Origin of the sequence: Sulfurimonas sp. ST-25, from assembly GCF_048079205.1 — a bacterium.
Classification (GTDB): domain Bacteria; phylum Campylobacterota; class Campylobacteria; order Campylobacterales; family Sulfurimonadaceae; genus Thiomicrolovo; species Thiomicrolovo sulfuroxydans.
On record NZ_CP182225.1, the window covers coordinates 375,472 to 398,562 of the forward strand.

21 protein-coding genes and 1 tRNA gene are annotated in these 23,091 nt (G+C 57.9%); 18 read left to right on the forward strand and 4 right to left on the reverse strand.

What is annotated here, in order from left to right; genetic code table 11:
* The first annotated feature begins 73 nt into the window (after positions 1-73).
* The 8 genes from thrS (at position 74) to ACM66T_RS01925 (ending at position 7,894) form a co-directional block, all read left to right on the forward strand.
* A complete protein-coding gene (thrS, locus tag ACM66T_RS01890; protein WP_416768715.1) occupies positions 74-1,882 on the forward strand; it encodes a threonine--tRNA ligase in 1,809 nt (602 codons plus the stop codon).
* Positions 1,879-2,412 (forward strand): translation initiation factor IF-3, encoded by a 534-nt coding sequence (infC, locus tag ACM66T_RS01895; protein ID WP_255707412.1) that lies wholly within the window; start codon positions 1,879-1,881, stop codon positions 2,410-2,412. The genes thrS and infC overlap by 4 nt, the downstream gene beginning before the upstream one ends.
* A 133-nt stretch (positions 2,413-2,545) precedes the next feature.
* Positions 2,546-2,737 (forward strand): 50S ribosomal protein L35, encoded by a 192-nt coding sequence (rpmI, locus tag ACM66T_RS01900; RefSeq protein ID WP_231020065.1) that lies wholly within the window; start codon positions 2,546-2,548, stop codon positions 2,735-2,737.
* 98 nt (positions 2,738-2,835) lie between these two features.
* Positions 2,836-3,189, forward strand: coding sequence for a 50S ribosomal protein L20 (gene rplT, locus ACM66T_RS01905; protein ID WP_345970534.1), 354 nt, complete (start codon positions 2,836-2,838; stop codon positions 3,187-3,189).
* A gap of 85 nt (positions 3,190-3,274) precedes the next feature.
* The gene (upp, locus tag ACM66T_RS01910) at positions 3,275-3,895 is read left to right on the forward strand and encodes a uracil phosphoribosyltransferase (RefSeq protein WP_416768716.1); all 621 of its coding nucleotides are present in this window, start codon (positions 3,275-3,277) and stop codon (positions 3,893-3,895) included.
* Positions 3,896-3,975: 80 nt separating this feature from the next.
* Positions 3,976-6,021: a TonB-dependent receptor plug domain-containing protein gene (locus tag ACM66T_RS01915; protein ID WP_416768717.1), complete on the forward strand. Its 2,046-nt coding sequence runs from the start codon at positions 3,976-3,978 to the stop codon at positions 6,019-6,021.
* A gap of 14 nt (positions 6,022-6,035) precedes the next feature.
* Entirely contained in the window at positions 6,036-6,572 is a 537-nt protein-coding gene (locus ACM66T_RS01920; RefSeq protein WP_416768718.1) for a YfiR/HmsC family protein, read from the forward strand.
* Complete coding sequence (locus ACM66T_RS01925; protein WP_416768719.1) at positions 6,569-7,894, forward strand: GGDEF domain-containing protein; 1,326 nt, start codon at positions 6,569-6,571, stop codon at positions 7,892-7,894. Before ACM66T_RS01920 ends, ACM66T_RS01925 begins: the two co-directional genes overlap by 4 nt.
* Position 7,895: 1 nt before the next feature.
* Here ACM66T_RS01925 and ACM66T_RS01930 read toward each other — a convergent pair whose 3' ends face one another.
* A complete protein-coding gene (locus ACM66T_RS01930) occupies positions 7,896-9,017 on the reverse strand; it encodes a hypothetical protein (RefSeq protein ID WP_416768720.1) in 1,122 nt (373 codons plus the stop codon).
* A 110-nt stretch (positions 9,018-9,127) separates the two neighbouring features.
* Between ACM66T_RS01930 and ACM66T_RS01935 the strand changes: the two genes are divergently transcribed.
* Positions 9,128-10,000, forward strand: a complete 873-nt coding sequence (locus tag ACM66T_RS01935) for a hypothetical protein (protein WP_416768721.1) — start codon at positions 9,128-9,130, stop codon at positions 9,998-10,000.
* A 130-nt stretch (positions 10,001-10,130) separates the two neighbouring features.
* Positions 10,131-10,355: a hypothetical protein gene (locus ACM66T_RS01940; RefSeq protein WP_416768722.1), complete on the forward strand. Its 225-nt coding sequence runs from the start codon at positions 10,131-10,133 to the stop codon at positions 10,353-10,355.
* A gap of 103 nt (positions 10,356-10,458) precedes the next feature.
* Here ACM66T_RS01940 and ACM66T_RS01945 read toward each other — a convergent pair.
* Positions 10,459-10,546, reverse strand: a tRNA-Ser gene (locus tag ACM66T_RS01945).
* Positions 10,547-10,690: 144 nt separating this feature from the next.
* Here ACM66T_RS01945 and mnmG point away from each other — a divergent pair.
* The 7 genes from mnmG to ACM66T_RS01980 all read left to right on the forward strand — a co-directional run bounded on the left by mnmG (position 10,691) and on the right by ACM66T_RS01980 (position 18,087).
* Positions 10,691-12,571: a tRNA uridine-5-carboxymethylaminomethyl(34) synthesis enzyme MnmG gene (gene mnmG / locus ACM66T_RS01950; protein ID WP_231021210.1), complete on the forward strand. Its 1,881-nt coding sequence runs from the start codon at positions 10,691-10,693 to the stop codon at positions 12,569-12,571.
* The gene (locus tag ACM66T_RS01955; RefSeq protein WP_416768723.1) at positions 12,568-13,437 is read left to right on the forward strand and encodes a hypothetical protein; all 870 of its coding nucleotides are present in this window, start codon (positions 12,568-12,570) and stop codon (positions 13,435-13,437) included. The genes mnmG and ACM66T_RS01955 overlap by 4 nt, the downstream gene beginning before the upstream one ends.
* Before the next feature lie 50 nt (positions 13,438-13,487).
* Positions 13,488-14,015: a ubiquinol-cytochrome c reductase iron-sulfur subunit gene (gene petA, locus ACM66T_RS01960; RefSeq protein ID WP_416768919.1), complete on the forward strand. Its 528-nt coding sequence runs from the start codon at positions 13,488-13,490 to the stop codon at positions 14,013-14,015.
* 13 nt (positions 14,016-14,028) lie between these two features.
* A complete protein-coding gene (locus ACM66T_RS01965; RefSeq protein ID WP_416768724.1) occupies positions 14,029-15,243 on the forward strand; it encodes a cytochrome b in 1,215 nt (404 codons plus the stop codon).
* A gap of 10 nt (positions 15,244-15,253) precedes the next feature.
* Positions 15,254-16,195 (forward strand): c-type cytochrome, encoded by a 942-nt coding sequence (locus tag ACM66T_RS01970; RefSeq protein WP_231020087.1) that lies wholly within the window; start codon positions 15,254-15,256, stop codon positions 16,193-16,195.
* 168 nt (positions 16,196-16,363) lie between these two features.
* Complete coding sequence (gene moaA, locus ACM66T_RS01975) at positions 16,364-17,329, forward strand: GTP 3',8-cyclase MoaA (protein ID WP_231020089.1); 966 nt, start codon at positions 16,364-16,366, stop codon at positions 17,327-17,329.
* Positions 17,329-18,087, forward strand: coding sequence for a 7-carboxy-7-deazaguanine synthase QueE (locus ACM66T_RS01980; protein ID WP_231020091.1), 759 nt, complete (start codon positions 17,329-17,331; stop codon positions 18,085-18,087). The genes moaA and ACM66T_RS01980 overlap by 1 nt, the downstream gene beginning before the upstream one ends.
* 6 nt (positions 18,088-18,093) lie before the next feature.
* On the opposite strand, the gene ACM66T_RS01985 is transcribed toward ACM66T_RS01980, so the two are convergent.
* The gene (locus tag ACM66T_RS01985) at positions 18,094-19,365 is read right to left on the reverse strand and encodes a TAXI family TRAP transporter solute-binding subunit (RefSeq protein ID WP_231020093.1); all 1,272 of its coding nucleotides are present in this window, start codon (positions 19,363-19,365) and stop codon (positions 18,094-18,096) included.
* A 34-nt stretch (positions 19,366-19,399) separates the two neighbouring features.
* On the opposite strand from ACM66T_RS01985, the gene ACM66T_RS01990 reads away from it, so the two are divergent.
* On the forward strand, positions 19,400-20,332 hold the full coding sequence (locus ACM66T_RS01990) for a hypothetical protein (protein ID WP_231020095.1): 933 nt from the start codon (positions 19,400-19,402) through the stop codon (positions 20,330-20,332).
* 1 nt (position 20,333) lies between these two features.
* On the opposite strand, the gene ACM66T_RS01995 is transcribed toward ACM66T_RS01990, so the two are convergent.
* On the reverse strand, positions 20,334-23,030 hold the full coding sequence (locus tag ACM66T_RS01995) for a hypothetical protein (RefSeq protein ID WP_231020097.1): 2,697 nt from the start codon (positions 23,028-23,030) through the stop codon (positions 20,334-20,336).
* Positions 23,031-23,091: the final 61 nt, after the last annotated feature.

The window sequence follows — 23,091 nt, forward strand, 5'->3', positions numbered from 1 at the left end:
GCTAGAATCACGCCAATATTTTCGGACGTCTTCGGGTGTCCCGTGACAAAATGAATGTTAGGAACAGAGATTGATGGATGCTATTGCACTCAAACATAACGACGATATCATTGATTTGCAAACCGCCGAGGCCCTCGGAATCAGCGGGGAAGCGATCACACTGGATAATTCGGACGACGCCCTGGAAGTGTTGCGCCACTCCACGGCACACCTGATGGCCCAGGCGATCAATTCGCTCTACACCAATGCCAAGTTTTTCGTTGGCCCCGTTGTCAAAGACGGATTCTATTACGACTTCAAAGTCGACGAAGAGATCGGTGAAGCGGACCTGAAGAATATCGAGAAAGAGATGCTCAGACTGGCGAAGAAGAAGTTTGACATCGAACGCTACGAGATCTCGATGGAAGAGGCGAAACACAAATTCGGCAACGACGAGCTGAAACTCGATGTCCTGAAACGGATCCCGGAGACCAAAGTCTCCGTCTACAAGCAGGGTGATTTCGAGGACCTCTGCCGCGGTCCGCACCTGCCGAGCGTGCGCCATATCCGTCACTTCAAACTGACGAAGATCGCCGGGGCCTACCGCGGCGGCGACAGCAAGAACGAGATGCTGACCCGTATCTACGGCGTCGCTTTTGCAGATAAAGAGACCCTCAAAGCCTACCTCGACCGCATGGCGGAGGCGGAGAAGCGCGACCACCGCAAGATCGGGAACGAGATGAAACTCTTCACCTTCCGCGAAGAGGTCGGTGCGGGCTTCCCGATCTGGCTTCCGGCCGGCGGACGCCTGCGTTCCCGCCTGGAGGGGCTGCTCTTCAAGGCGCACCGCAAGCGCGGCTACGAGCCGGTCCGCGGCCCGGAGATGCTGCGTTCGGATCTCTGGAAGACCTCCGGGCACTACCAGAACTACGGCGAGAACATGTATTTCACCAACATCGATGAGATCGAGTTCGGTGTCAAGCCGATGAACTGCGTCGGCCACATCAAAGCCTATGAACACGATTTGCACTCCTACCGCGACTTGCCGCTGAAGTACTTCGAGTACGGTGTTGTCCACCGCCACGAGATGACGGGGGCGCTGCATGGGCTCTTCCGGGTTCGGGAGTTCACACAGGATGATGCGCACATCTTCTGTACGGCGGAACAGATCGAGGAGCAGATCATCGAAGTCATCGATTTCGTTGACAAGATCATGCAGACCTTCGGTTTCGAGTATAAGATGATGGTCTCTACCAAGCCGGAGAAGGCCGTCGGCGACGACGCGGTGTGGGAGATCTCAACCAATGCGCTGAAAACGGCGATGGAGAAACACGACCTCGCCTATGAGATCGACGAGGGGGGCGGGGCCTTCTACGGGCCGAAGATCGACATCAAGATCACCGATGCCATCGGACGCGAGTGGCAGTGCGGTACGGTCCAGCTCGACTTCAACCTGCCGGAGCGTTTTGCACTCGAATACACGGGCGAAGGCAACGCCAAGGTACAGCCGGTGATGATCCACCGTGCCATTTTAGGTTCATTTGAGCGATTTATTGGTATATTGACAGAGCATTACGCTGGGGAATTCCCGATGTTCGTTGCGCCGACGCAGGTTGCGATCATCCCGATCGCCGAAACGCACAACGCTTACGCGAAGGAGCTGTCGGACGCCCTGATGGACATCGGAGCCGATTCGGAGATCTTCGACAAGAACGAGAGTCTGAACAAACGGATCCGTACGGCGGAAAAAGGACGGGTGCCTATGATCATCGTTATCGGTGATGAAGAGGTAAGCAATAAAAAAGTGGCGGTACGCGACCGCCGCGAACGGACGCAGTATGAGCTCTCGGAAGCAGAGTTCATGGGGCTGATCCAGAAAAAAATTAATGAGGTACATTTTTGAGTAAAAAACAAGACCGCGTCATCATGAACGATGACATCCGAGCTCACGAGGTACGCTGTGTCGTAGACGGCGGAGAAGCACTGGGCATCGTCCCGACAGATGTCGCGATGGACAAAGCAAACGAGCTCGGACTCGATCTTGTTCTGATCTCCCCGACGGCAAAACCGCCGGTTGCGAAGATCATGGATTACGGCAAATTCAAGTACCAAGAAGAGAAGAAGAAAAAAGAGGCGAAGAAGAAGCAGGTCAAGATCGAGGTCAAGGAGATCAAGCTCTCCGTCAAGATCGCCGAGAACGACGTCGGCTACAAGGTCAAACACGCCCGCGAGTTCCTCGAAGAGGGCAAGCACGTCAAATTCCGCGTCTTCCTGCGCGGCCGCGAAATGGCCCACCCCGAAGCGGCCAAGGACGTTCTGCTGAAGGTGTGGCCGATGGTCGAAGATATCGGCGTCATGGACAAAGAACCGCGCCTGGAAGGGCGCTACTACAACATGCTCGTCCTGCCGAAAAAAGACGACAAGAAGAAATAACCCTTCCCCCCACTGCCGGCAGCCGCCGGCATCTTCCGGACACCCTATTCCAATTTAACGTTTTTTACGCTATAATCGCGTCCTCATTTTATACCTGCAGGTGTAAATGTCGAGATTACAGAAAGGATGCACGATGCCAAAGATGAAATCGGTCAAGGGCGCTGTCAAGCGTTTCAAGGTCAAGAAAAGCGGCAAAGTCAAACGCGGTACAGCGTTTCGCAGCCACATCCTGACAAAACAGGATGCCGGTACACGCCGTAAGCAGAACACGCCGAAGTATCTGACAAATACAGATGCCAAAGCCGTCAAAGAGATGATCGCGTAAGCGGTCCAACAGATAACTCTCCAGCTCAGGCTGGGCAAGTCCGCACAGCGGCACCCGGAACAGTGAAACAGATGAACGGGTAAAGAAAGGAAAAGAATATGCCAAGAGTAAAAACGGGTGTCGTCAGACGCCGTCGTCACAAAAAAGTACTGAAACTTGCACGCGGTTTCTACAGCGGTCGCCGCAAACACTTCCGCAAAGCGAAAGAGCAGCTCGAGCGCAGCCTCGTCTATGCTTACCGTGACCGCAAGCAGAAGAAACGCGATTTCCGCAAACTGTGGATCGTTCGTATCAACGCGGCATGCCGCCTCAACGATATGAACTACTCTACGTTCATGAACGGTCTGAAAAAAGCAGGCATCGAGCTTGACCGTAAAATTCTTGCCGACATGGCGATGAACGACGCAGCGGCTTTCTCCGCCGTCGTCGCACAGGCCAAAGCGGCACTGTAATCTTCCGGGGCTGCGGCCCCGATTCTCTTTTTCCCTTTTAGACAATCTTCTGTACAATTGATGATCCTTCTTTTGAGGAACATTCATGACCCATGCACTCCATTCCGCTTTGACAACCCATCTCATCAACCGGCTGCGTGACGGGACAACCGATGCAGAGCAGTTCCGACGTCTGGTAAAACAGCTGACGCTGCTACTGGCGAACGCGGCGCTTGGGGAGCATGATCTGAAGCCCGTACCGCTGCGCACCTGGCAGGGGGAGTGCGCGTATGCCCTGGTGGATGAGTCGGAGATCGTTTTCGTGACGATCCTGCGCGCGGGGCTGCCGATGCTCGATGCCGTCATGGAACTTTTCCCCAAGGCGTCGGCCGGTTTCCTGGCGATGAAACGGGATGAGGCGACGCATGAAGCGAAGCTTTATTATGACCGCGTGCCCGAATGCCGCGGCCGGCATGTCGTGATCGTCGACCCGATGGTCGCGACGGGGGGATCACTCAGCGATGCCGTGACGCTGCTGCGGCAAAAAGAGCCCGCACGGATCACGTCGCTGCATATCATCGCCTCCCCCGAAGGGGTGCAGAAGGTCATGGCCGGCCATCCCGATTTGGCCCTCTTCGTCGCGCAGATCGACAGGGAGCTCAGTGCGGACAAATTCATCCTCCCCGGCCTGGGCGACGCCGGAGACCGGGCCTTTAATACCCTATAGATATAGTCGCAGAATTTAACAATCCCCTCAGATGTTCTCTTATAATATAGGATTATGTTATATCGTATTGAGGGTATTACGTGAAACTGGGAACAGTGTTGGGATGCGCCTTCCCCCTGATGCTTATGGCTTCCGGGACGGGCAGCGACGATCTGGCAGCTTTGCTGGAAGAAGCGAACCGTGGGGTTGCATCAGCGGGTTTGAACCTCGACTACACCGCCTCTGTCGTCTCGGTTCTTGAACATGACCAGCTGTTCCGGCTCGGGGTGAACACGCTCTTCGAGGCCCTCTCGATCATGCCCGGTGTTGAAACGAGCATCAGCCAGTTCGGAGTCAAAAAAGTGATCGTGCGGGGGCTGGACAATCCCAACACCTTCACCTTCGACAAAACGCGCCTGGTACTCGACGGCGTTCCTGTCGAAACCGCTTTTCTGTCGAACACTGCCACCTTTCTGGAGCTGCCCGTGGGCATCATCGAGCGGATCGAAGTGCTTCGGGGACCGGCATCGGCCTATTTCGGCAGTGGGGCCTTCAACGGGGTGATCAGCGTGACGACGCGCCACCGCGCAGCGGACGGCAGCGGCCTCTTTTTCGGCGGCGGGAGTTATGCCTACCGTATGGGCGGCGGACGCATCTTCGCGCCGCTGGGAGCGGAGACGTCGCTGCAGGCGGATGTCTACCTGCAGCGTTCGGACAAATTTCTCTATGCCGGTGACGACTTTGTACCGGACTATATCTATGATCCGGGGACGGGGGCCGTCCCGTTTCTTCGCGCCTCTGAAAGTAATGAACGTCTGAACGACTACAGTATCGGCATGCATTTTCAGCACGGCGGGTGGAGCCTGAAAAGCCGACTGAAAAGCAGAGAGAGCGGGAATTATTACGGGTGGAACGAACGCCTGGAGCTTGATACGGATCCCCGCAATATCGAGCGGTACTTTTTTGCCGAAGGGGGGTACGAAGCGCCGGTGGGGAGAGCCACGACGCTGCATACGACGCTCGCGTACAGTTTCTACGACCTTGATGTCGAGGCTCAGGACTATTATCACGATCCGAATGCCGGGGTCTGGGTCCCCTACCGCTTCAGTGTAAACGAAAGCGAGGACAGTTTTCGGGTCGAAAGCCGTCTGAAGAGCGGGGCTGTTGAGGGAAATGCCATCGAAGCCGGTGTGCTGTGGCAGCGCATCCGGGAGCGCAGCAACGAGATCAGCGACACGATTACCCCCTACGGCGACCGTCCCGTCGTTGAAGAGGGGTTGCGACGCGACAACCTTGCCCTCTACCTGCGGGACAGTTGGGATGTCAGCAGGAAGGTCGGTCTGCTGCTTGCCGCGCGGGGGGACTACTATGCCAAGACGAAACGCTTCTACCCGAGTCTGCAGGCCGGCGCCCTCTATACGCCGGATGACCGCTGGCAGTTCAAGCTCAATTACGGCCATGCCTTCCGTGTCCCTTCCTGGGTCGAGCAGTATTCGGTCGAATACGGTCCCGGCGACGGTACCCGTGCCGGGAACCCGGGGCTGACCGCGGAAACGACAGAGACGTTCGAAGCGATCGCCATTTTTAAACAGGACACCGGGCAGCGTCTACAGCTCAACAGCTATTATGCGCTGCAGCGCGATGTCCTCGATATCGATGACAAACCGGCCGAAGGCGGCTACCGGAACTGGCCGTCGCGGACCTCTGCGGGGTTTGAAATGGCGTATGATGCGATGCTGCTGGCCCAGGATCATCTGCACCTGAGCCTTTCGTATACCCATACGACGTACCAGACGGCCGGCAGCGGGATCGAGCAGCTGATGCCGACGGCGGCGCTCTGGATGACGAAGGGGTACTATGTCCACTATATGACGCCGCTCTTTTCGCTCTCGCTTTTGGCCAAGTATATCGGCGAACGACCCTATAACCGCGAGTTTGAATCACGGGCGGGATCGTCGAACCTTTCCCCCTACCTGACGCTGGACACGACGCTGGCCTATGTCAGTCCGGTGCACTGGAGCCTGCTGATCAGCATGAAAAACCTCACCGATGCCGATGTGCGCTATCCCAGCTACTACTCCCGCCATCCCGAGGGGCTTCCCCGGGAGGGCAGGAACTTTCTGATCACGGCAGAGTACCGGTTTTGAAACGGTTGGGCACCTTGGCACTTTTGCTTCCGCTGGCCCTGGCGGCATACCAGTATGAAACGGTGCTGCTTGAGACCCAGGCGAAGCTGGTACCGCGTTTTTTGCGGATGAGCACAGGGGTCATGAATAACGTGGAGGGACGTCTGGCGATCTGCGTCGTGTACGACGAGGGCGAAGCGGAGGTAGCCGATGCCTTTGCCGGCATGGTCCGTTCCGCCTACCCCGACGGGTGGAAAGGGGAGCGGATCTGGATTGTCAAGAGCCGGTACGGAAGCCTGGAACGGCGCTGTGCACGCAGCGAGCTCCTTTTCCTGCTCAACGCGGAAGAACCTAAGGTCTGGCGTGCTGTCTCTTTTGCGACGGCGAAGCGCAAATTGACGGTCTCCTACGAAAACCGCTATCTTGAAGAGGGGGTACTCGTCTCGCTGCACGTGGGTCGGAGTGTGCGTCCCTACCTCAACCTATCGCAGGCGAAAGCGGCGGGGATCCACTTCAGCAGCGGACTCAAACGCATCTCCAAATTCCTGGAGCCACCGAGGGGGCGACAATGAAAGCGTCGATTAGCGTTCGTACCCGCATCCTCGGCACGGTGGTCGTCTTTGCCCTCGCACTCTTTTTACTGGTGCAGTATCAGTACGAAGTCAAGCTCAAGGTCATTCTTAACGCCACCGAACAGAGCAAGTATGAGACCGTCGCCAACACGGTCCTCCCCGTCCTGGCGGTAAACACGGCTTTTGAGCTGAGGGAGGAGAATCGGCAATATATGACGGAGCTGGTAGAACAGAACCCGGACCTGGTACGCATTGTTCTCCGGACGGAGCAGATGGGGACGATCGACACCCAGGTGAGGGAACCGTCGGAAGGTCCCAAGATCCGTCTGCAAAAACGCCTCCCCGACCCGCAGGGCGGAAGGGCACTGGGGGACGTCACCTTCGTCTTTACCAGCCGGGTCCTGCAGATGACGGAGCATGAACAGCGGACGTTCATTGTCAGCTTCGTGCTTGTCGCGGGAGTGCTGCTGATGCTGCTGATCATCATTCTGCACTATGCCATGCGGCCGATCTACGTGCTGCTGGAGTGGATCCAGAACTTTGATCCCAAAACCGATGACATGAGTACGATGCCCGCAGCGTGTTGCGATGAGGTGCGGATGATCGAGGAGTCGATGCAGCAGATGTTTGAACGTATCCGCCACTACACATCCGAGCTCGATGAGCTCAACCGGCACCTGGACGAAAAGGTACGCGAACGCACGGACGAACTGAGCTGGACCAATGCGCAGCTCCAGGAGGAGATCCGCATTCGCGAGGAGGCGGAGCAGGCATTGAAATCGGCGAACGAGCGTTTGAAAGCGCTGAGCCGCCTGGATGTGCTGACCGGTATTGCGAACCGGCGCTCGTTCCAGGAGCACCTGACGGAGCATTGGTCGATCTGCGTACGCGAACATCTGCCGCTTTCGCTCATTATCTGCGATATCGACAATTTCAAGCGGGTCAACGACTCCTACGGACACCCCGCCGGCGACGTCGTGATCCATACGATTGCCGAGATCCTCGGCAGCGAGATCAAGCGTGCAACGGATCTGGTGGCGCGGTACGGCGGCGAAGAGTTTGCCATCATTCTTTTCAATACGGGGCATGAAGATGCCCTGGCTCTGGTCAAACGGCTGCAGGAGAAAGTGTGGGATATGCCGAAACTGCCTCCCCCGGCGGAGTCGGTGCGCGGCGTGAGTCTCAGTTTCGGCTACTGTTCGATGGTGCCGGGTCCTGCGGACAGTATCGCCAAATGTATTTCCGCGGCGGACGAGGCGCTTTACAGGGCGAAGAAAGCGGGGCGTAACCGCATCGTGTACGGCGGACGCGATCGGGTCTAGTCTACTCCGTTACGTGGTGTTTGGAGAGTTTCCGGATGACCGTATCGACCTGGGCAGTGGTCATGGCATGGTGGGGTTTGATGACGTTGCTGATATAGGCGATTTCCGTCACGGTGACGCCGAAGGGGTCTTTCTTCACGGAGTGGGGACGGCCGTTGCGCTCGGTGATCAGCTCCAGGTTCTTGCGGCTGTGGGAGAGGAAAAAGTTGAGGATATAGCCCCCGGTATGCTCCTTCTCGACCGCGATGTAGGCCCGGGCGTCGTTCGGGTTGGCAATGCCGGGGAAACGCTCTTTGAAGGCGTCGGGTTCCATATAGCCGATGTACATTTTGACGAAAAGATCGTGGTAGCGCTGCACGGTCTTGGAGAAGAGGAACTGCGTATTGATCACCCCGTTCTTGATCCGCGTCTTGTTCAGCACCCACCCCAGGGTGTTGTAGTAGCGGAACGGGTGGATTTTGAGATCTTCCGTCCCGACGATCTGCGATCCGCTGATGCGTTTGAAGGGCTTGCGTCGCGGACGTTTCTCCTGCTTCAGCCACTCGAATACGCTGGCGGCACTGTAGGGTTTGGTGACCCAGGCCGTCGCGTAATCGGGCAGGGTGCTGAGCCCCGTCACCCCTTCATTCAGGACCAGGAGGGCCTTGATGTCGTAGTGGGGAAAGAGGGTCTGCAGCAGTGCGCGTTTTTTCCGCATGCGTTTACGCAGGTTCGTCACCGAGCCTACCAGGGTCATCTCGACAAAGTAGAGCTCCTTCTCCGTAAAGAACATCGCATCGAATTCGCCGATCTCGTTGCGTTTGATGCGGTAGACGATCTGCCCCTTCCAGTTGACGGAGAGGGCGTTGGGCTGGGCCTTCGTACGTTTTTTGTGCGGCCCTTTGACGATGAACTTCTTGATGAACTTGTGCTGCTTGGCGTAGCGCAGCAGCATCTCGTAGGCGTAGTTTTCGAAGACTTCCCCTTCGAAGGAGCGGTACGCGCTCATGAAGGCGTCGCTGTCGGGACCGAGCCCCTTTTTGACCAGGGAGAGCAGGTGCTTGACGTGGTAGTCGTAGTAGAGAAGGTTATCGCCCAGTTCGCTGTCATCGAGGTTGGCGATGGCTTTGCTGATTTTGGGCAATACGACTCCTTTTCCGGGGCACCTTCGGTTTTTGGGGACATTATAGAGAAAGTCGGCTGTGAGTTCGCGAAAACCATAAGGAGTTTAACTTCAAAGGGTATAATGGAGGTATGAAGAAACGACATACCTTGATCATGGCAGCGGCGGTGTTTTTTGTCCTGCTGAGCGGATGCGGACCGGTCGAAGATGTGCAGACGCAGGACAACAATACCATCGACCTGCCGACGACGCCGGCCAACAACTGCCCGGCGGGTTCCTACTCCGAAAACGCTTTCGGATGCTACGGCGATAGCGTCCTCTTCCCGAGCGCGACGGGGGAGACGGTGGCCGAGGACGTGTGGAGCATCTACTCCCAGAGCAACACGGACCGCACCGACGGCATCGTCTTTTATGACCGCTACCAGTACGGTTACAGCTTTCAGGCGGACGGGTTCGGTTTCCAGCAAAACAGGTCCGACGGCTACAGCAGCTACTGGGAGTGGGGTGTCGCCGCGACCGGGAACCCACTCTCCGTCGGCAATTATGACGGGGTGACCCACCAGTACACCTCTACGGGCCAGGGCTACCAGGGGCAGCCGAACTGCTACGAGGTGACCGACAACGGTCAGACCCTTAAGCTCTGCCATGAAACGCTGCAGAACCAGGACGCCAATGTGTCGACGTCGGGCTACTATTACGGTCCGACGGTCAAGTTCGGGAACCTGCTCAACTACAACTTCGTCGTCGTGGGGACATGGACGATTTCGGGCTATTCGGGCAATACGGCGCCGTCGGAGACGCTCTACTTCAGCGAAAACGGGACGATATCGATCGGCAGCGGCGGCGAATGGGGCGTCAGTGCGGACGGCAAAATAATGGAGATCGCAGGGGTGCGCTATCTCGTCTTTCAATACCTCGAAGGCACCGACGCGAACTGTATCGCGACCATCGAACTCTCCGGCGGAACCGCTACATCCACGCTCTGGAAGATGTGTAAACTGTAGCAGACGCCTCCTCCCCGGCCGGCGGCCGGTTCTTTCCGTATTCTCTATCTGCGCCGAACGGCATTCATTTGCTCTTGTTTCCTCATCTGAAATAGATTATGATTGCTACATATAGTCTCGGAGGAATACGATGAAGTATGATGACGATGATGCTTCGGCCGGCAGGGAGAACCCTGCCCCCTATGATGATGACGATGATGCGGCGCCGCGGAAAAAGAGACCGGCAAAAGAGGAGTCCGAAGAGGAGCTTCCCAATGAAAAAAGAGGGTATACGGACCGCGAACGCGATATGATCGAGGCGTGGCTGAAGACGCATAAACCGACACGGGATTCATCGGAAGATGAAGAGGAGTAAAACTTCTGACGGTCGATGCTACTGTAGAGGTGCCGAAGGGCGTAAAATGTTTCTATGAGTGATGGTGTGTTCAAAGCGGGATAAAATAAAGAGGTGATGGATATGGCAGACAGGAAGGGATTCGAACCCTCGAAGCTGTTACACTTACACGCGTTCCAGGCGTGCGCCTTCAACCGCTCGGCCACCTGTCTACATTTTTTGAAGACCCGCATTATACCCGATCAATCCTCAATTTAGTTTTAAACGAAGCAGCTAGACAGAGGTATCGGCTCCGAAGTCGCTATAATTCCATTTATTAAAAGGTTGAAAAGACCTGAATAGCGGAGAGAGACGTGTTGGAATACGATATTATCGTCGTCGGCGGCGGTCACGCCGGTATCGAAGCCTCCCTTGCGGCGGCACGCATGGGCAAGAAGACCCTGCTGGTCTCCATGCTGGCCGAACAGGTGGGGGCGACGTCATGCAACCCGGCCGTCGGCGGATTGGCGAAGGGGCACCTGGTCAGAGAACTTGATGCCCTCGGCGGCGAAATGGGACTGCTCACTGACGAGGCGGGGATCCAGTACCGTATCCTCAACGCCGCCAAAGGCCCCGCCGTACGCGGCAGCCGGGCGCAGATCGATATGGACAAGTACCGCATCGCCGCGCGCAACGTCATTTTGAACACCCCGAACCTTGACCTGCTGCAGGAAACCGTCGAGTCGCTGCTGGCCGAGGGGCAGACGGTGACTGGCGTGCGAACGAACCTGCTCAACGAGTACCGCGCCAAACGCGTTGTCCTCACGACGGGGACCTTCCTCAAAGGGGTGGTACATATCGGCGAGGTGAAACAGACTGCGGGCCGTTTCGGGGAGTTCTCGGCGGAGAACCTCTCCGATTCGCTGCGCCTCCTCGGTCTCAAGGTCGGCCGCCTCAAAACGGGCACGTGCCCCCGCGTCGATTCCAAGACGATCGATTTCTCCGTGATGGAGCAGCAGCCCGGCGACGAACTGCCGAACCCCTTCAGTTTCCGGACCGACCGCGAGACGTTCGCCGAAGAGAAGCAGCAGCTCCCCTGTTACATCGCCTACACGAACGAGGATACGCACGGTATCATCGAAGGCAATTTCCACCGCGCCCCGCTCTTCACCGGCCAGATCGAGGGCATAGGCCCCCGCTACTGCCCCAGCATCGAGGACAAGATCAACCGCTTCCGGGACAAAGAGCGTCACCACCTCTTCATCGAACCGCAGACGGAGGAGAATACGGAGTGCTACATCAATGGGATGAGCACGTCGCTTCCGCCCGACGTTCAGCAGGCGATGGTCCACTCCGTGCGCGGCATGGAGAACGCGAAGATCGTCCGCTACGGCTATGCCATCGAGTACGACTACGTTGACCCGACGGAGCTGAAGCACTCCCTGGAGACAAAGAAAGTCAGCCACCTTTTCCTCGCCGGGCAGATCAACGGGACGACGGGCTACGAAGAGGCGGCGGCCCAGGGGCTGATGGCCGGCATCAACGCCGCGCTCTCGCTGGATGGGCGGGAGCCGCTGGTACTGGGCCGCGACGAAGCCTACATCGGTGTCCTGATCGACGACCTCGTCACCAAGGGAACGAAGGAGCCCTACCGCATGTTCACCTCCCGCGCCGAGTACCGTCTGCTGCTGCGCGAAGAAACTGCCGATATCCGCCTGGGCAAATACGGCCACGATGCGGGACTCATCGACGATGCGACCTTTGAGAAGTTCGAGGCGAAACGGCTGCAGATCGAGGAGGGGATGGCCCTGATCAACGCGACGGAGTACACACCCAACAAGGAGTTCCTCGCCTTTCTCGAGAGCATCGAAGAGGAGCGTGTAACGGACAAGATCAGCGCCCAGCAGCTTATCGCCCGCAAAAGCTTCACCCGTGAGAAGATGCTGAAACTGCTGCCGGAACTGGAAAAGTATGACCCCTATATCCAGGAGCAGATCATGATCGACGCGAAGTACGCCCGCTACGTCGAGAAGCAGCTCGACGAGATCGAGAAGATGAAGAAGAACATCAGCATCAAGATCCCGGAAGGGTTCGACTTTGCCTCCGTCAAGGGGCTCTCCAACGAGATCGTCGAGAAGCTCAAAACCTTCAACCCGCCGACCCTGCAGGCAGCCTCGCAGATCAGCGGGGTGACGCCGGCGGCGATCGAGATTCTACATATCTATATCAAGATGGCACAGAAAAAGGCGGCAGGATGAGACTCTTTTATTATGTACACACCGGGCACCGCATCGGCCTGGACCGTTTCCGCCGTGCGGCGACGATCATCCGCGCCCTGGGCGACGTCGACATTACCCTGCTGACCTCCGATTTCCGTATCGCCTCGATGGCCCGCGAACACGGTATCAAGCGTGCCGTCGGCGTTGACGTCGTGCGCAACATTCCCCAGATCGCGAACAACGGCGACAAGATCATCTTCGACTCCGCCGAGATCAACCCGGTGATGCTCGATGACATGACCCGCTACTTCTCGACCTTTATCCGTATCAGCGACGATCCGAACGACCAGAAACATCCCGATGAACTGCTCGTCTCCCCCTACCTCGAAGGGGAGGGGATCTTTAAAGGGGTCACGGTGGACGATACCTGGTTCGAATCCAAGCCCAAAACGATCAAACGGGCCTTCTTCTTCGGTGATGATGACTACGAGGAGGACCTGGCGGCGAACGCTTCTGCCTTTGATGGGCTGGAGCTGGAGCTGCTGGAAGGGTTCTACTGGTTCTACGGCTACGGCGGGAAGCTGGGGGAACACTTCAGCGCGCGGCACGACGAAGAGTCCTACGATACCGTGGTCGCCGGCAGCGAATGCCTGGTGACCTCTTCGCCGCAGGCGGTACTGGAACATCTGGCCGCCGGCGGCAAGCCGATCTACCTGCAGCGTGCCGACTACCCGACCGATTTCATCCCGCTCTTCGAATCTCTCACCATTCCCGTTATTCACGGTTTTAATAAGTCTGCATTATCGGCAGCATTAAACGAAGTGCAATCACATACCTATCACGCTTGTCCCAAAAATAGCGAAGAATTGGCAACCTTTCTTAAACAAAATCTAGATTTATATTGACTTAATCCTATTTTATATAAGATAGAGCGAAATATTTTATAAGAGAGGACATAACTATGGAGCAAAGCCGTAGGGGTTTTATGGGTAAAGTCTTCGGAGCGGTGGCCGGTGTCGGCGCCGTCGGAGCACTTTATGCCATGAAAAAATCGTGGGACCCGCTTCCGAGCGTCAAAGCCGCGGGTTTTACGACAGTCGATCTGAGTGCTGCCGAACCGAATAAACTGATGGTCGAAAAGTGGCGCGGGAAGCCGATTTTCATTCTGAAGAAAACACCGGAGATGGTCGCGAAACAGAGTGCCGAGCAGACGGCGCGTGACATTGTCGTCAACGGAGAGAACTTCCTGATCTGTATCGGCCTGTGTACGCACCTGGGGTGTATCCCGGCTTACCGCGAAGCGAAGCAGGACTTCAAATGTGCCTGTCACGGGGGTGAGTTCGATGCAAGCGGCATCGATACCCTTGCACCGCCGCCGAGCCCGATGGTGATCCCGCCTTTCAATGTCAAAGGCAACACGGTCGTACTGGGTGAAGAGGGCGAAACGTATCGTCAAATGAAAGATGCCGGCGTGCTGGCGTAAGTGAGGAGGGGAAATGGCACACTTTACTAAAGCAACCAGCGTACATGACTGGTTGAACCAGCGCCTGGCGATCGATACGCTGCAGCGCGTACTCTCAAAAGAGTACTGGATTCCGAAAAATATCAACTTTCTTTGGGCAATGGGGATGGTCCTGGCGTTTACGTTCGGCATCCTTCTCGTATCAGGGATTTTCCTGCTGATGTACTATCAGCCAAACGTCGACACGGCCTTTGACAGTGTCAACTATACGATCATGCGCGAAGTGGATTTCGGCTGGCTCTGGCGTCACGTTCACGCCGTTGCGGCTTCCGTCGTCTTTTTGATCATCTATATTCACATGCTGACGGGAATCTACTACGGTTCGTACAAAAAAGGCCGGGAGATGATCTGGATCTCCGGTATGCTTCTGTTCGTAGCGTTCTCCGCCGAAGCGTTCAGCGGTTACATGCTGCCGTGGGGCCAGATGAGCTACTGGGCGGGTATGGTTATTACCAACCTCTTCAGCCTCGGTTCGCTGGAATTCAATGGCCTCGTTGAATGGATCCGCGGTGACTACGTCCCGGGTCAGGCCTTCCTGGACCGCTTCTTTATGCTGCACGTCCTGCTGATCCCGCTGGCGATCCTGGGCGTCATCGGCCTGCACTTCGGTGCCCTGCGCATCCCGCACGTCAATAACCAAGACGGCGAAGAGTTCGATTTCGATGAAGAAGCAGCCAAGTATAAAGCCGGCAACAAGAAAGAGTCCAAGGTTATTGCCTTCGCGAACGACTTCCTTTCTAAGGATATGTTCGTCGTGAGCATCTACCTGATCTTCTTCTTCTACCTGGTCTTCTGGCACTTCGGTTTCGCGATGGACCCGATCAACTTCGACCCGGCCGACGGGCTGAAGACACCGCCGCACATCTATCCGGAGTGGTACTTCCTCTGGTCGTACGAGATCCTGCGTCCGTTCCCGAAAGACCCGGGCCTCGTCGCCTTCGGCTTTGCACAGGTGATCTTCTTCCTGCTGCCGTGGCTTGACCGCAGTCCGAATGCCGTGCCGGCCAGCCGCCGCGGGCTCTTCTTCTTCTGGTTCTGGGCAATGGTCGCTGACCTGATTGTCCTGACCGCGATGGGCAAGCTGCCGCCGCAGGGCGTCTACAGCACGATCGGCCTGGTTGCCGCATGGGTCTTTATCGTCCTGTGGGTGGTTCTGCCGTTCATCACAAGAAACGAAAAACGGGCATAAGGAGAAGTTGATGAAAGAATTTAAAATTTTAGCTGTTGTCATCTTCTTTACCCTGGTGACCTATTGGCTGGTTGAACCTTTTGCCCATTCACAGATGCATGCGCATGTCGAAAGCGAAGGATTCTCCTATGATGATCTTCCGCCGCTTGAGAAAACGGGCGACGCTACCCGCGGCCAGGAACTGGTCATGGGCGCGGGCGGCTGTATCGGCTGTCACAGCATTGAAGCTGCGGGCTTCCCGGCGGCAATGTCGCCGGTCGACAACAGTGCGGCCTACGGCGTCAACCCGCCGGACCTGAGCAACGCGGGCGGCATTTACGCTGCCAAGTTCCTCGCGGCCCTGATCAAGAACCCGACGCAGGCGTTGATGGTCGAGCACAAGTTCACGCCTGAGAGCGGCAAGATGCACCCGATGGTCGCCTTCTACGGCGCCGGCGGGGACATCGACCAGGAGGTTGCCGATATGGTCGCCTACCTGCAGTCTATCGCACCGAAGCCGGATCAGATCACGCCGAAGCAGGCGTTCGATACGGCCTGCGGCCGCTGCCATGCCGTCAAATACGAGAACTGGACGCAGATCGGCGAGAAACCGGCCTTCAAGAAAAAACGCGACGAACTGGTCTTCCTGACACAGGTCGAGGATTACAACGCGAACCTGATGGGCTATATGGGTAAACTCCCGCCGGATCTCTCCATGTACATCCGTTCCCGCGGTGAACACTACATCTCGACCTTTATCGAGAACCCGCAGAACCTGCTTCACGGCACGGCGATGCCGCGGGTCGGTGTCAGCAAAGACGGTGCGGAGAAGGTGATCGAGTACCTCGTAGAGGCAGGCGATCCGAAGCACGCCGAACGCGACAGCGTCGGTATCAAGGTGATGATCTTCCTGCTCGTCTTCGCGGCGGCATCCTATCTCTGGAAAAAAGAGATCTGGAAAGATCTGCACTAACGCCGGGGCCCGCGGCCCTGCCGCACCCGGTTACTTAACCCATCTCAACCCTTTCCAATCAACTTCCCGCTATAATTTCACTTTTCTAATGGATAGGATACCTTTCCACACATCAAAATATGAGGCACATTCCGAGCGATTCGGACGTCCCTTGAAAAAGAGTAGGCATTGCTGGTAGACAAGTTTGACAGGACCGTTGATTATCTCCGCGTTTCGGTAACGGAGCGCTGCAATTTCCGCTGTCAGTACTGTATGCCGGAAAAACCCTTCTCCTGGGTCCCCAAAGAGAAGCTGCTCAGTTTCGAGGAGCTTTTCGCCTTTATCAAGGTGGCCATCGACGAAGGGGTCAAGAAGATCCGCATCACCGGGGGCGAACCGCTCCTGCGCGAAGATCTCGACGTCTTCATCAAGATGATCCATGACTACAAGCCCGATGTCGACCTGGCGATGACAACCAACGCCTACCTGCTCAAGGGTGCGGCGCAGAAGCTTTATGATGCCGGGCTGCGCCGCCTGAACGTCTCCGTCGACTCCCTCAAGCCGGAGGTGGCGGAGAGGATCGCCCAGAAAGACGTTCTGGGGCCGGTTCTCGCGGGCATTGACGAGGCGCTCAAAGTCGGCCTCAAGGTCAAAGTGAACATGGTCCCGATGAAGGGGGTCAATGACGGCGAGATCCTCGACATCCTAGACTACTGCAAAGCGCGGGGAATGGTCGTGCGCTTCATCGAGTACATGGAAAACGTTCACGCCCATGATGAAGTCAAAGGGCTTGACAGCGAAGAGCTGCTCAGCATTATCGGCAGCCGCTACGCCTACAAGGACGAGGGCTTTGACGGCCACTCCCCGTCGCACTACTACAAGCTCGGCGATGGCTACGAGTTCGGCATCATCGAACCGCACAAGGACGATTTCTGTAAAAAGTGCAACCGCATCCGTCTCACGGCCGAGGGACAGCTGATTCCTTGCCTCTATTTCGACGAGGCGATGAGCATCAAGGACGCCGTCAAGCGGGGCGACATCAAAACGGCGGCCCTGATCCTCAAAGAGGTTGTCAAGAACAAACCGGAGAAGAACCGCTGGAGCGATCCGGACGGCGAGCACTCCAAGCGCGCCTTTTACGAAACGGGGGGCTGATGCTCTACCTGGTTGAACACTTCTACTCCATCCAGGGCGAGGGGCGCTATACGGGCGTGCCGTCGCTCTTTTTCCGTTTCGGCGGCTGCAATATGCGCTGCGAGGGATTCGCCTGCAGCGAGACCGCCGCGAACGGGGTGACGGTCACGGGCTGTGACACCGTCTACGCCGTCAACAAACAGCATTTCGGTGAGCAGTGGCTCTGCATCGAGCATGCCGACGAACTCATTACGATCATGAACAGCTATACCCTGCCGCCGAAAGTCGATGTCGTTATGACCGGCGGCGAGCCGCTGATCTACGCCGAGAACGAGGTCTTCACGGCCTTTGTCCGCCATCTTGTCGACCGGGGCCACCGTGTCACCTTCGAGACCAACGGCGCGATGCCCGTCGATTTTGACCGTTTCCCGGTCTACCGCGACTGTGTATTCGCCCTCTCCGTCAAACTCTCCAACAGCGGCGAGCCATTTGAGAAACGGGTACGCCCGAACGCCTTCGTCCCCATTGCGCAGCAGGCGAAAGAGGCCTACTTCAAGTTCACGATCGACCGGGACTCCATCGGTGAAAACATGGAGCACGAGATCGACGAAATCGTCGCGCATGCGCCGCAGCTCCAGGTCTACTGCATGCCTATGGGCGGCAGCCGCGCCGAGATCGAAGCCAACACCGAGGCGGTCATTGATTTCTGCAAGGCCCGCGGCTACACCTACAGCGACCGCCTTCATATCCGCATCTGGGACGCCAATAAAGGGGTATAGCCCCTCCTAGCTATGGGCGCGGAGCTTGCCCAGGATCAGCTCGAAATGCTGGATCAGGTCGTAATACTCCCGGCGATACGAGAGCGGCACGTCGACTTTCTGGATCTTCTGCAGCGCCTCTTCGAGTTTCATGACCGCTTCGCGCCGCTGTGACGCGTCATAGCTGTCCATCTCATCTTCGATCGCGTTGAGCGTTCTGTACCAGCGGTAGATCTTGGAGCGGCTGCGCCACGTCACGAGCGGCAGGAAGAGTTTCACCAGCGGGATCATCAGGGCGATGACCGGAATGAAAAGCAGCATCAGCCGTTTGATGATCGAGGCGATCCAGAAGGGGAAGAGGCTCTCCAGCCAGCTTTCGCCGTCGCGCAGATAGACCTCCGCATCGGCGTTGATGGGGAACTCCAGGCGGGCGGTGCCGGGGAACTCGCCCTCTTTGCGGAAGACGCCCGCACCGCCGTGGACCTTTTGGGCGGCGCGCAGCACCAGCCGGATAAGATCGGGATGGAGATCGTCGCGGCTGACCAGCGTCGCTGTCGCGGCGATGAGATGCTTGGTCGTTGCGGGGAGGTTGTGTTCAAGGTCCATGACCCCTTCGTCCAGCGTGACGGCATTGAGAAAGGGGTAGCGGACGGTATAAGCGTGGGTCCGGGTGAAGTCGAGCAGTTTGATCTTCGGATCGAGCAGCAGCGTCTTCGTCAGCGGCGCGAAGGCACCGATGATGCTAAAAAGCGCATCGGCGTCACCGTCAAAAAGCGCCTGGGCCCCGGCGTCGTTTCCGAGGGAGAGCAAGGTGCTGTTCTCCGGTGTGATGCCGTTCGCCCCGAGCAGCGTGAGCGCGAGGGCCTTCGTCCCGCTCCCCTCGTCGCCGACGGCAATGCGTTTGCCTTTGAGCTCGCTCAGGTTGTGCAGTTCTCCAGCGGCGGCGGAGTAGTAGACCCATATCGGTTCGTTGTACAGGCTGGCGAGGGAGGTGAAGGGCTCGCTTTTGAACGCATCGGTGCTGCCGCTCTGCACAAAAGCGATGTCGACCTTTTTCGCTTTGAGCAGCCCCAGCGCCTCCACCGAACCGTGTGTGGGAACGATCTCGACCGTGACATGCTGTTTGGCCAGCAGCGCCTTGTAGCGCAGCGCGCTTTGGAAGTAGATGCCCTCTTCGGTGCCGGTGGCAATGGTGACGTGGTCGGGGGCCAGCGGCGGGAGGAAACGGCTGCCGACATAGAGCAGCCCCAGGAAGAGGGCGAGTATGGGCAGAATGATCTTGCAGAGATGACACTTCATGACGCTATAATAACGAAAAAAGCGAAGCGGAACGATGACACGTGTTGTGCTGGCCGTCTTGATGCTGTGCCGTGTCCTGTGGGGCGCGGATACGCCCGAAGAGGCGGCAAAGAAAGCGTACCTTGCCAACATCAACGCCCTGATGGTCTTTACGACCAAGGACGGGCTCAACTCCGGGACCTATGAGTTTACCCGGGCCAATACGAGCATGTACATCATCCACCTCCCGCTGCGCTACCAGTTTGAACCTTTCGCCCCGGACCTGAACGCCTTCGTGATCGGCGGGGTGGGGTACAGCGAAACCAAGCTGACCAACGACGTCAATACGTCGACACCGCTCTCCGGCGATATTGCGCTGAGCGCGACGAACATGCTGCGCACCTACACGGGCGGGATCGGCGGGGGGCTGCGCTACCGGCCGGGGCTGGGATTCGAGATGCTCGGCGGGGTCGAGGCGATTTACTCCCGCGTCGGCGTCAGCGCCCGCGACAATAACGGCGCAGGCGACAGTGTCGGTGACCTGTTTAAAGAGAGCTACAACGCCAACATCTCCTACCGCGTTTTTTTTGCGCTGGAGTACCGGCGTGAATGGAAAGGGTATAAACCCTACGCGACACTGACCTACGACCTCTATGAGACCAAAAGCGCCATCAGTACCAAGCAGCTGAGCAAGTTTACCACCCAGACGAACGTCACCTCCTTTTCCATCGGCGGTGAAACGGCGGCGCTGGCGAACTACGACGGAATGTACCTGACGCTGGAGGGGTACCTGCGCGGCAGTTACCTGGGGGGTGACATTACACGCGTGACGCACTTCGACGGCTACGGTACGCTCGGGGGGGTCGGCTACTGGTACGTCAGCGAGGCGATGAACTATATCGAGCGCTTTTTCCTCGAAGTGAGTACGATCCAGGCCGACGGGCTCCGGGGATATAACATCGGACTGGGGTTTACGCTGGATTATTAGGTCAGTAGGCGATGCCCACGCTGAAGCGGACACTGTGGCGGTCCGAGGCCAGCGGGGAGTCGCTGTAATAGTAGTCCACGGTGATGGGCAGCGGGAGTTTGTTGAACCAGAGCGTGTCAAGCGTCAACCCCGCCGAGGTCTCGGAGGTGTAGAGGTGCGGGCTTGAGGGGTTAAAGGGTTCGAGGTCATAGTAGGCGTACCCGGCGCGCAGGGCCTCGCGGCGGAGCGAGACGGGGAAGGTGAAGAAGTACGCGGAGAGGTTGAACACCTTGCGCAGCTCCGCATCGGCTTTGAGCGCGCTTTTGGCATACGTCGTGTCGCGTAGGGTCGGCATAATGACCGTCGAGGGGTCGTTCTCTTTGAGCTTGTCGGCGATGCCCGTCGCGAGTTTGACCCCCCGGGCGTCCAAACCGGTGTCGGCGTCGCTCTGCGAGTACTGCCCGCCCAGGGCGAGATAGAACTCGTGGCTCAGGTCGCGTTCCAACGCCGCTTCCCCGCCCCAAGCAGTGTCCCCCCGGTCGAAGGCGGTATAGGGGGTCAAAGCGTAAAAGGCGTTGCGGTACATGCTGACACCGTACTGCTCACTGCGTGCCAGGGGAAGGGAGAGGGAGATAGGGGTCCGGGTGTCCGCTTCGTAGTCCTGGTAGTAGGCGGCCCTCAGCGCGCCGTACGCGTAGCCGCGCTGCCAAAAGGGGAGCTCCGCTTCCGCCGAGAAGCCGAAAGGACGGGGAGAGGGTTCGGTGGCATTGCGCTCGGGGGCGTCGATGACACCGTAGGCAGTCACGGCGAACTGCAGGAGGTACTCGCTGTTGGCGTAGCGCATCCCGCCGAGTGTGTATTCATCGACATTCCGGGTGACGAACGCGGAGAGGAGGTTACGCGTCAGCGGGTCGGCGAAGTTGAGGGAGAGGTCAAAGAGCACGCCCGCGTCGCTGTCGCTGCCCAGAGCGACGTCCGTGCCGCTGTAGTGCAGCTCAAGGGGCGAGTGGTAGGGGTGTTCGAGGTCGAGAGCCTCCGCCGATGCATTCGTTTCCGGAGGCTTCTCCCCCGCGTGCTCGAAGAAGAGGGTGACCTCGTAGGGTGTCTCGTCGATCGTTTCGAGGGGTATCTTTTGGTAGGTATAGGCATCCGCGCCCATCACGGCCGCCAGGGCATGGGTATCGTCGATGAGGCGCGCCTCGAAGATGGTGTCGGCGGGATGCGCCCGCGTGATTTTGCCGTTATCGTAGCGGAACAGTCCGGAACCGTGCGGCGTATTGGCAATGAAGTAGACGCGGCCGCGGCCGTCGACGCCGCTGACGTTCCCGTAGTAGCCCCGGAGGGAGAAGAGCGGGGTTTTGTTCCTGTAGAGGGTGCGCGTTTTGCCTTCGCCCTGCACGAAGTAGTAGAGGTTGTCCCCGCCGTCGATAAAGACGGAGGAGTTGGTGCGGGCATAAAAGCTGTCGCCGACATAGAGCTGCGGCTGGTCGAAGGAGGCGGGCACGTCGAAGTAGACGGGGGTGCCGTCGCGGAGGTACCCTTCGATGACGCGGCCGGCCGTGCCGTCAACGAGGTGGGCACCTTCCGTATAGAGTCCGGCCTCGATGCGCAGCGGAGAGGTGTAGGCGCTGCTCTGGGTCGCGTAGCGTCCTTCGGGGGTTCTGACGACTTTTCCGGCGCGGTAGCTGCCGCTTTCCCGGCTGAGCCTGCCGCTTTTTTTGTCGTAGACGACCAGCTCGGGGAAGCTTCTGCCGGTCGCGTTGACGGTGAAGTAGACGGCATCGTTGTCGCTGTTGATCGATGTGTAGAACTGGGTGGCGGCTAGGGGCTTTCCTTCAACATCCTGCATCGCTTCCGCTTCCGATGCCATCTTGTCCGCCCAGGTCTGCAGGGCCGTTTCAAAATCGTATCCGATGCTGCGCCTTGTCGTGCGATTCGTGAAGAAGGGCCAGAACCAGTTATACGAATGCAGCCGCCAGTAGGCGTTGACATCTGCCATCCCGAAGGTACTGGCCAGGTCGTACTGGTAAAACCCCCCGAGGGTGTAGAAATGCGAGCCGTAGAGGAAGTCGTAATTGGCATTGTAGACCCGTTCGGGCGTCAGGAGACCCGCCTTTGCCTGCTGCAGGGTCGCGGCCTTGAACCGGCCGCTGTAGAGCCGTCCCCCGTTGCCGTGCCAGGATTCGTTAAGAACGGCATTTCCTTCGAGCAGAAAGCTGCTTTCAACGATGTTGGGCAGGGTGAACCAGGGCAGCAGGACGAAGCCGTTGCCGAAGACGGTGTGCAGCGTGCTGGAGACGGGGTTGTCCTTGACGTTCATCTGATAGTTATGCGCGCTTTCGTGGTAGAGCAGGGTGTTCAGCCAGGAGGTCGTGCTGAAATAGTCGATCATCAGCGCCCCGCCGCCGTAGTTGATCTGGCGGTTGAGGGGATAGGGGGTGGAGAAGCCGTTGGCGATCTGGTTGTGGCTGGAGAGCAGGCCGACATAGAGCGTCTCGTCCATCGTGTAGCCGTAGAGTTTGTCATACTGCGGCAGCAGGACGTTCTCGACCGCGGCTGCTTCCCGGGCAACGGGGAGGTTCCCCTCCGTATAGATCAGTTCGCAGCCGCCGATATCGGCCGTGAAGTAGGGCACGTCGCAGGGGACGGTACTGCTTTGCAGGAGCGCTGCGTGCAGGCCAAGGGCGGGGAGTAACAGAAGGGATGCCAAACGAACCATGCGGAAAAACCTCGGGGGAGTTGCAACATTATAGTGCCTGATCTGTTACAAATCAACCGGG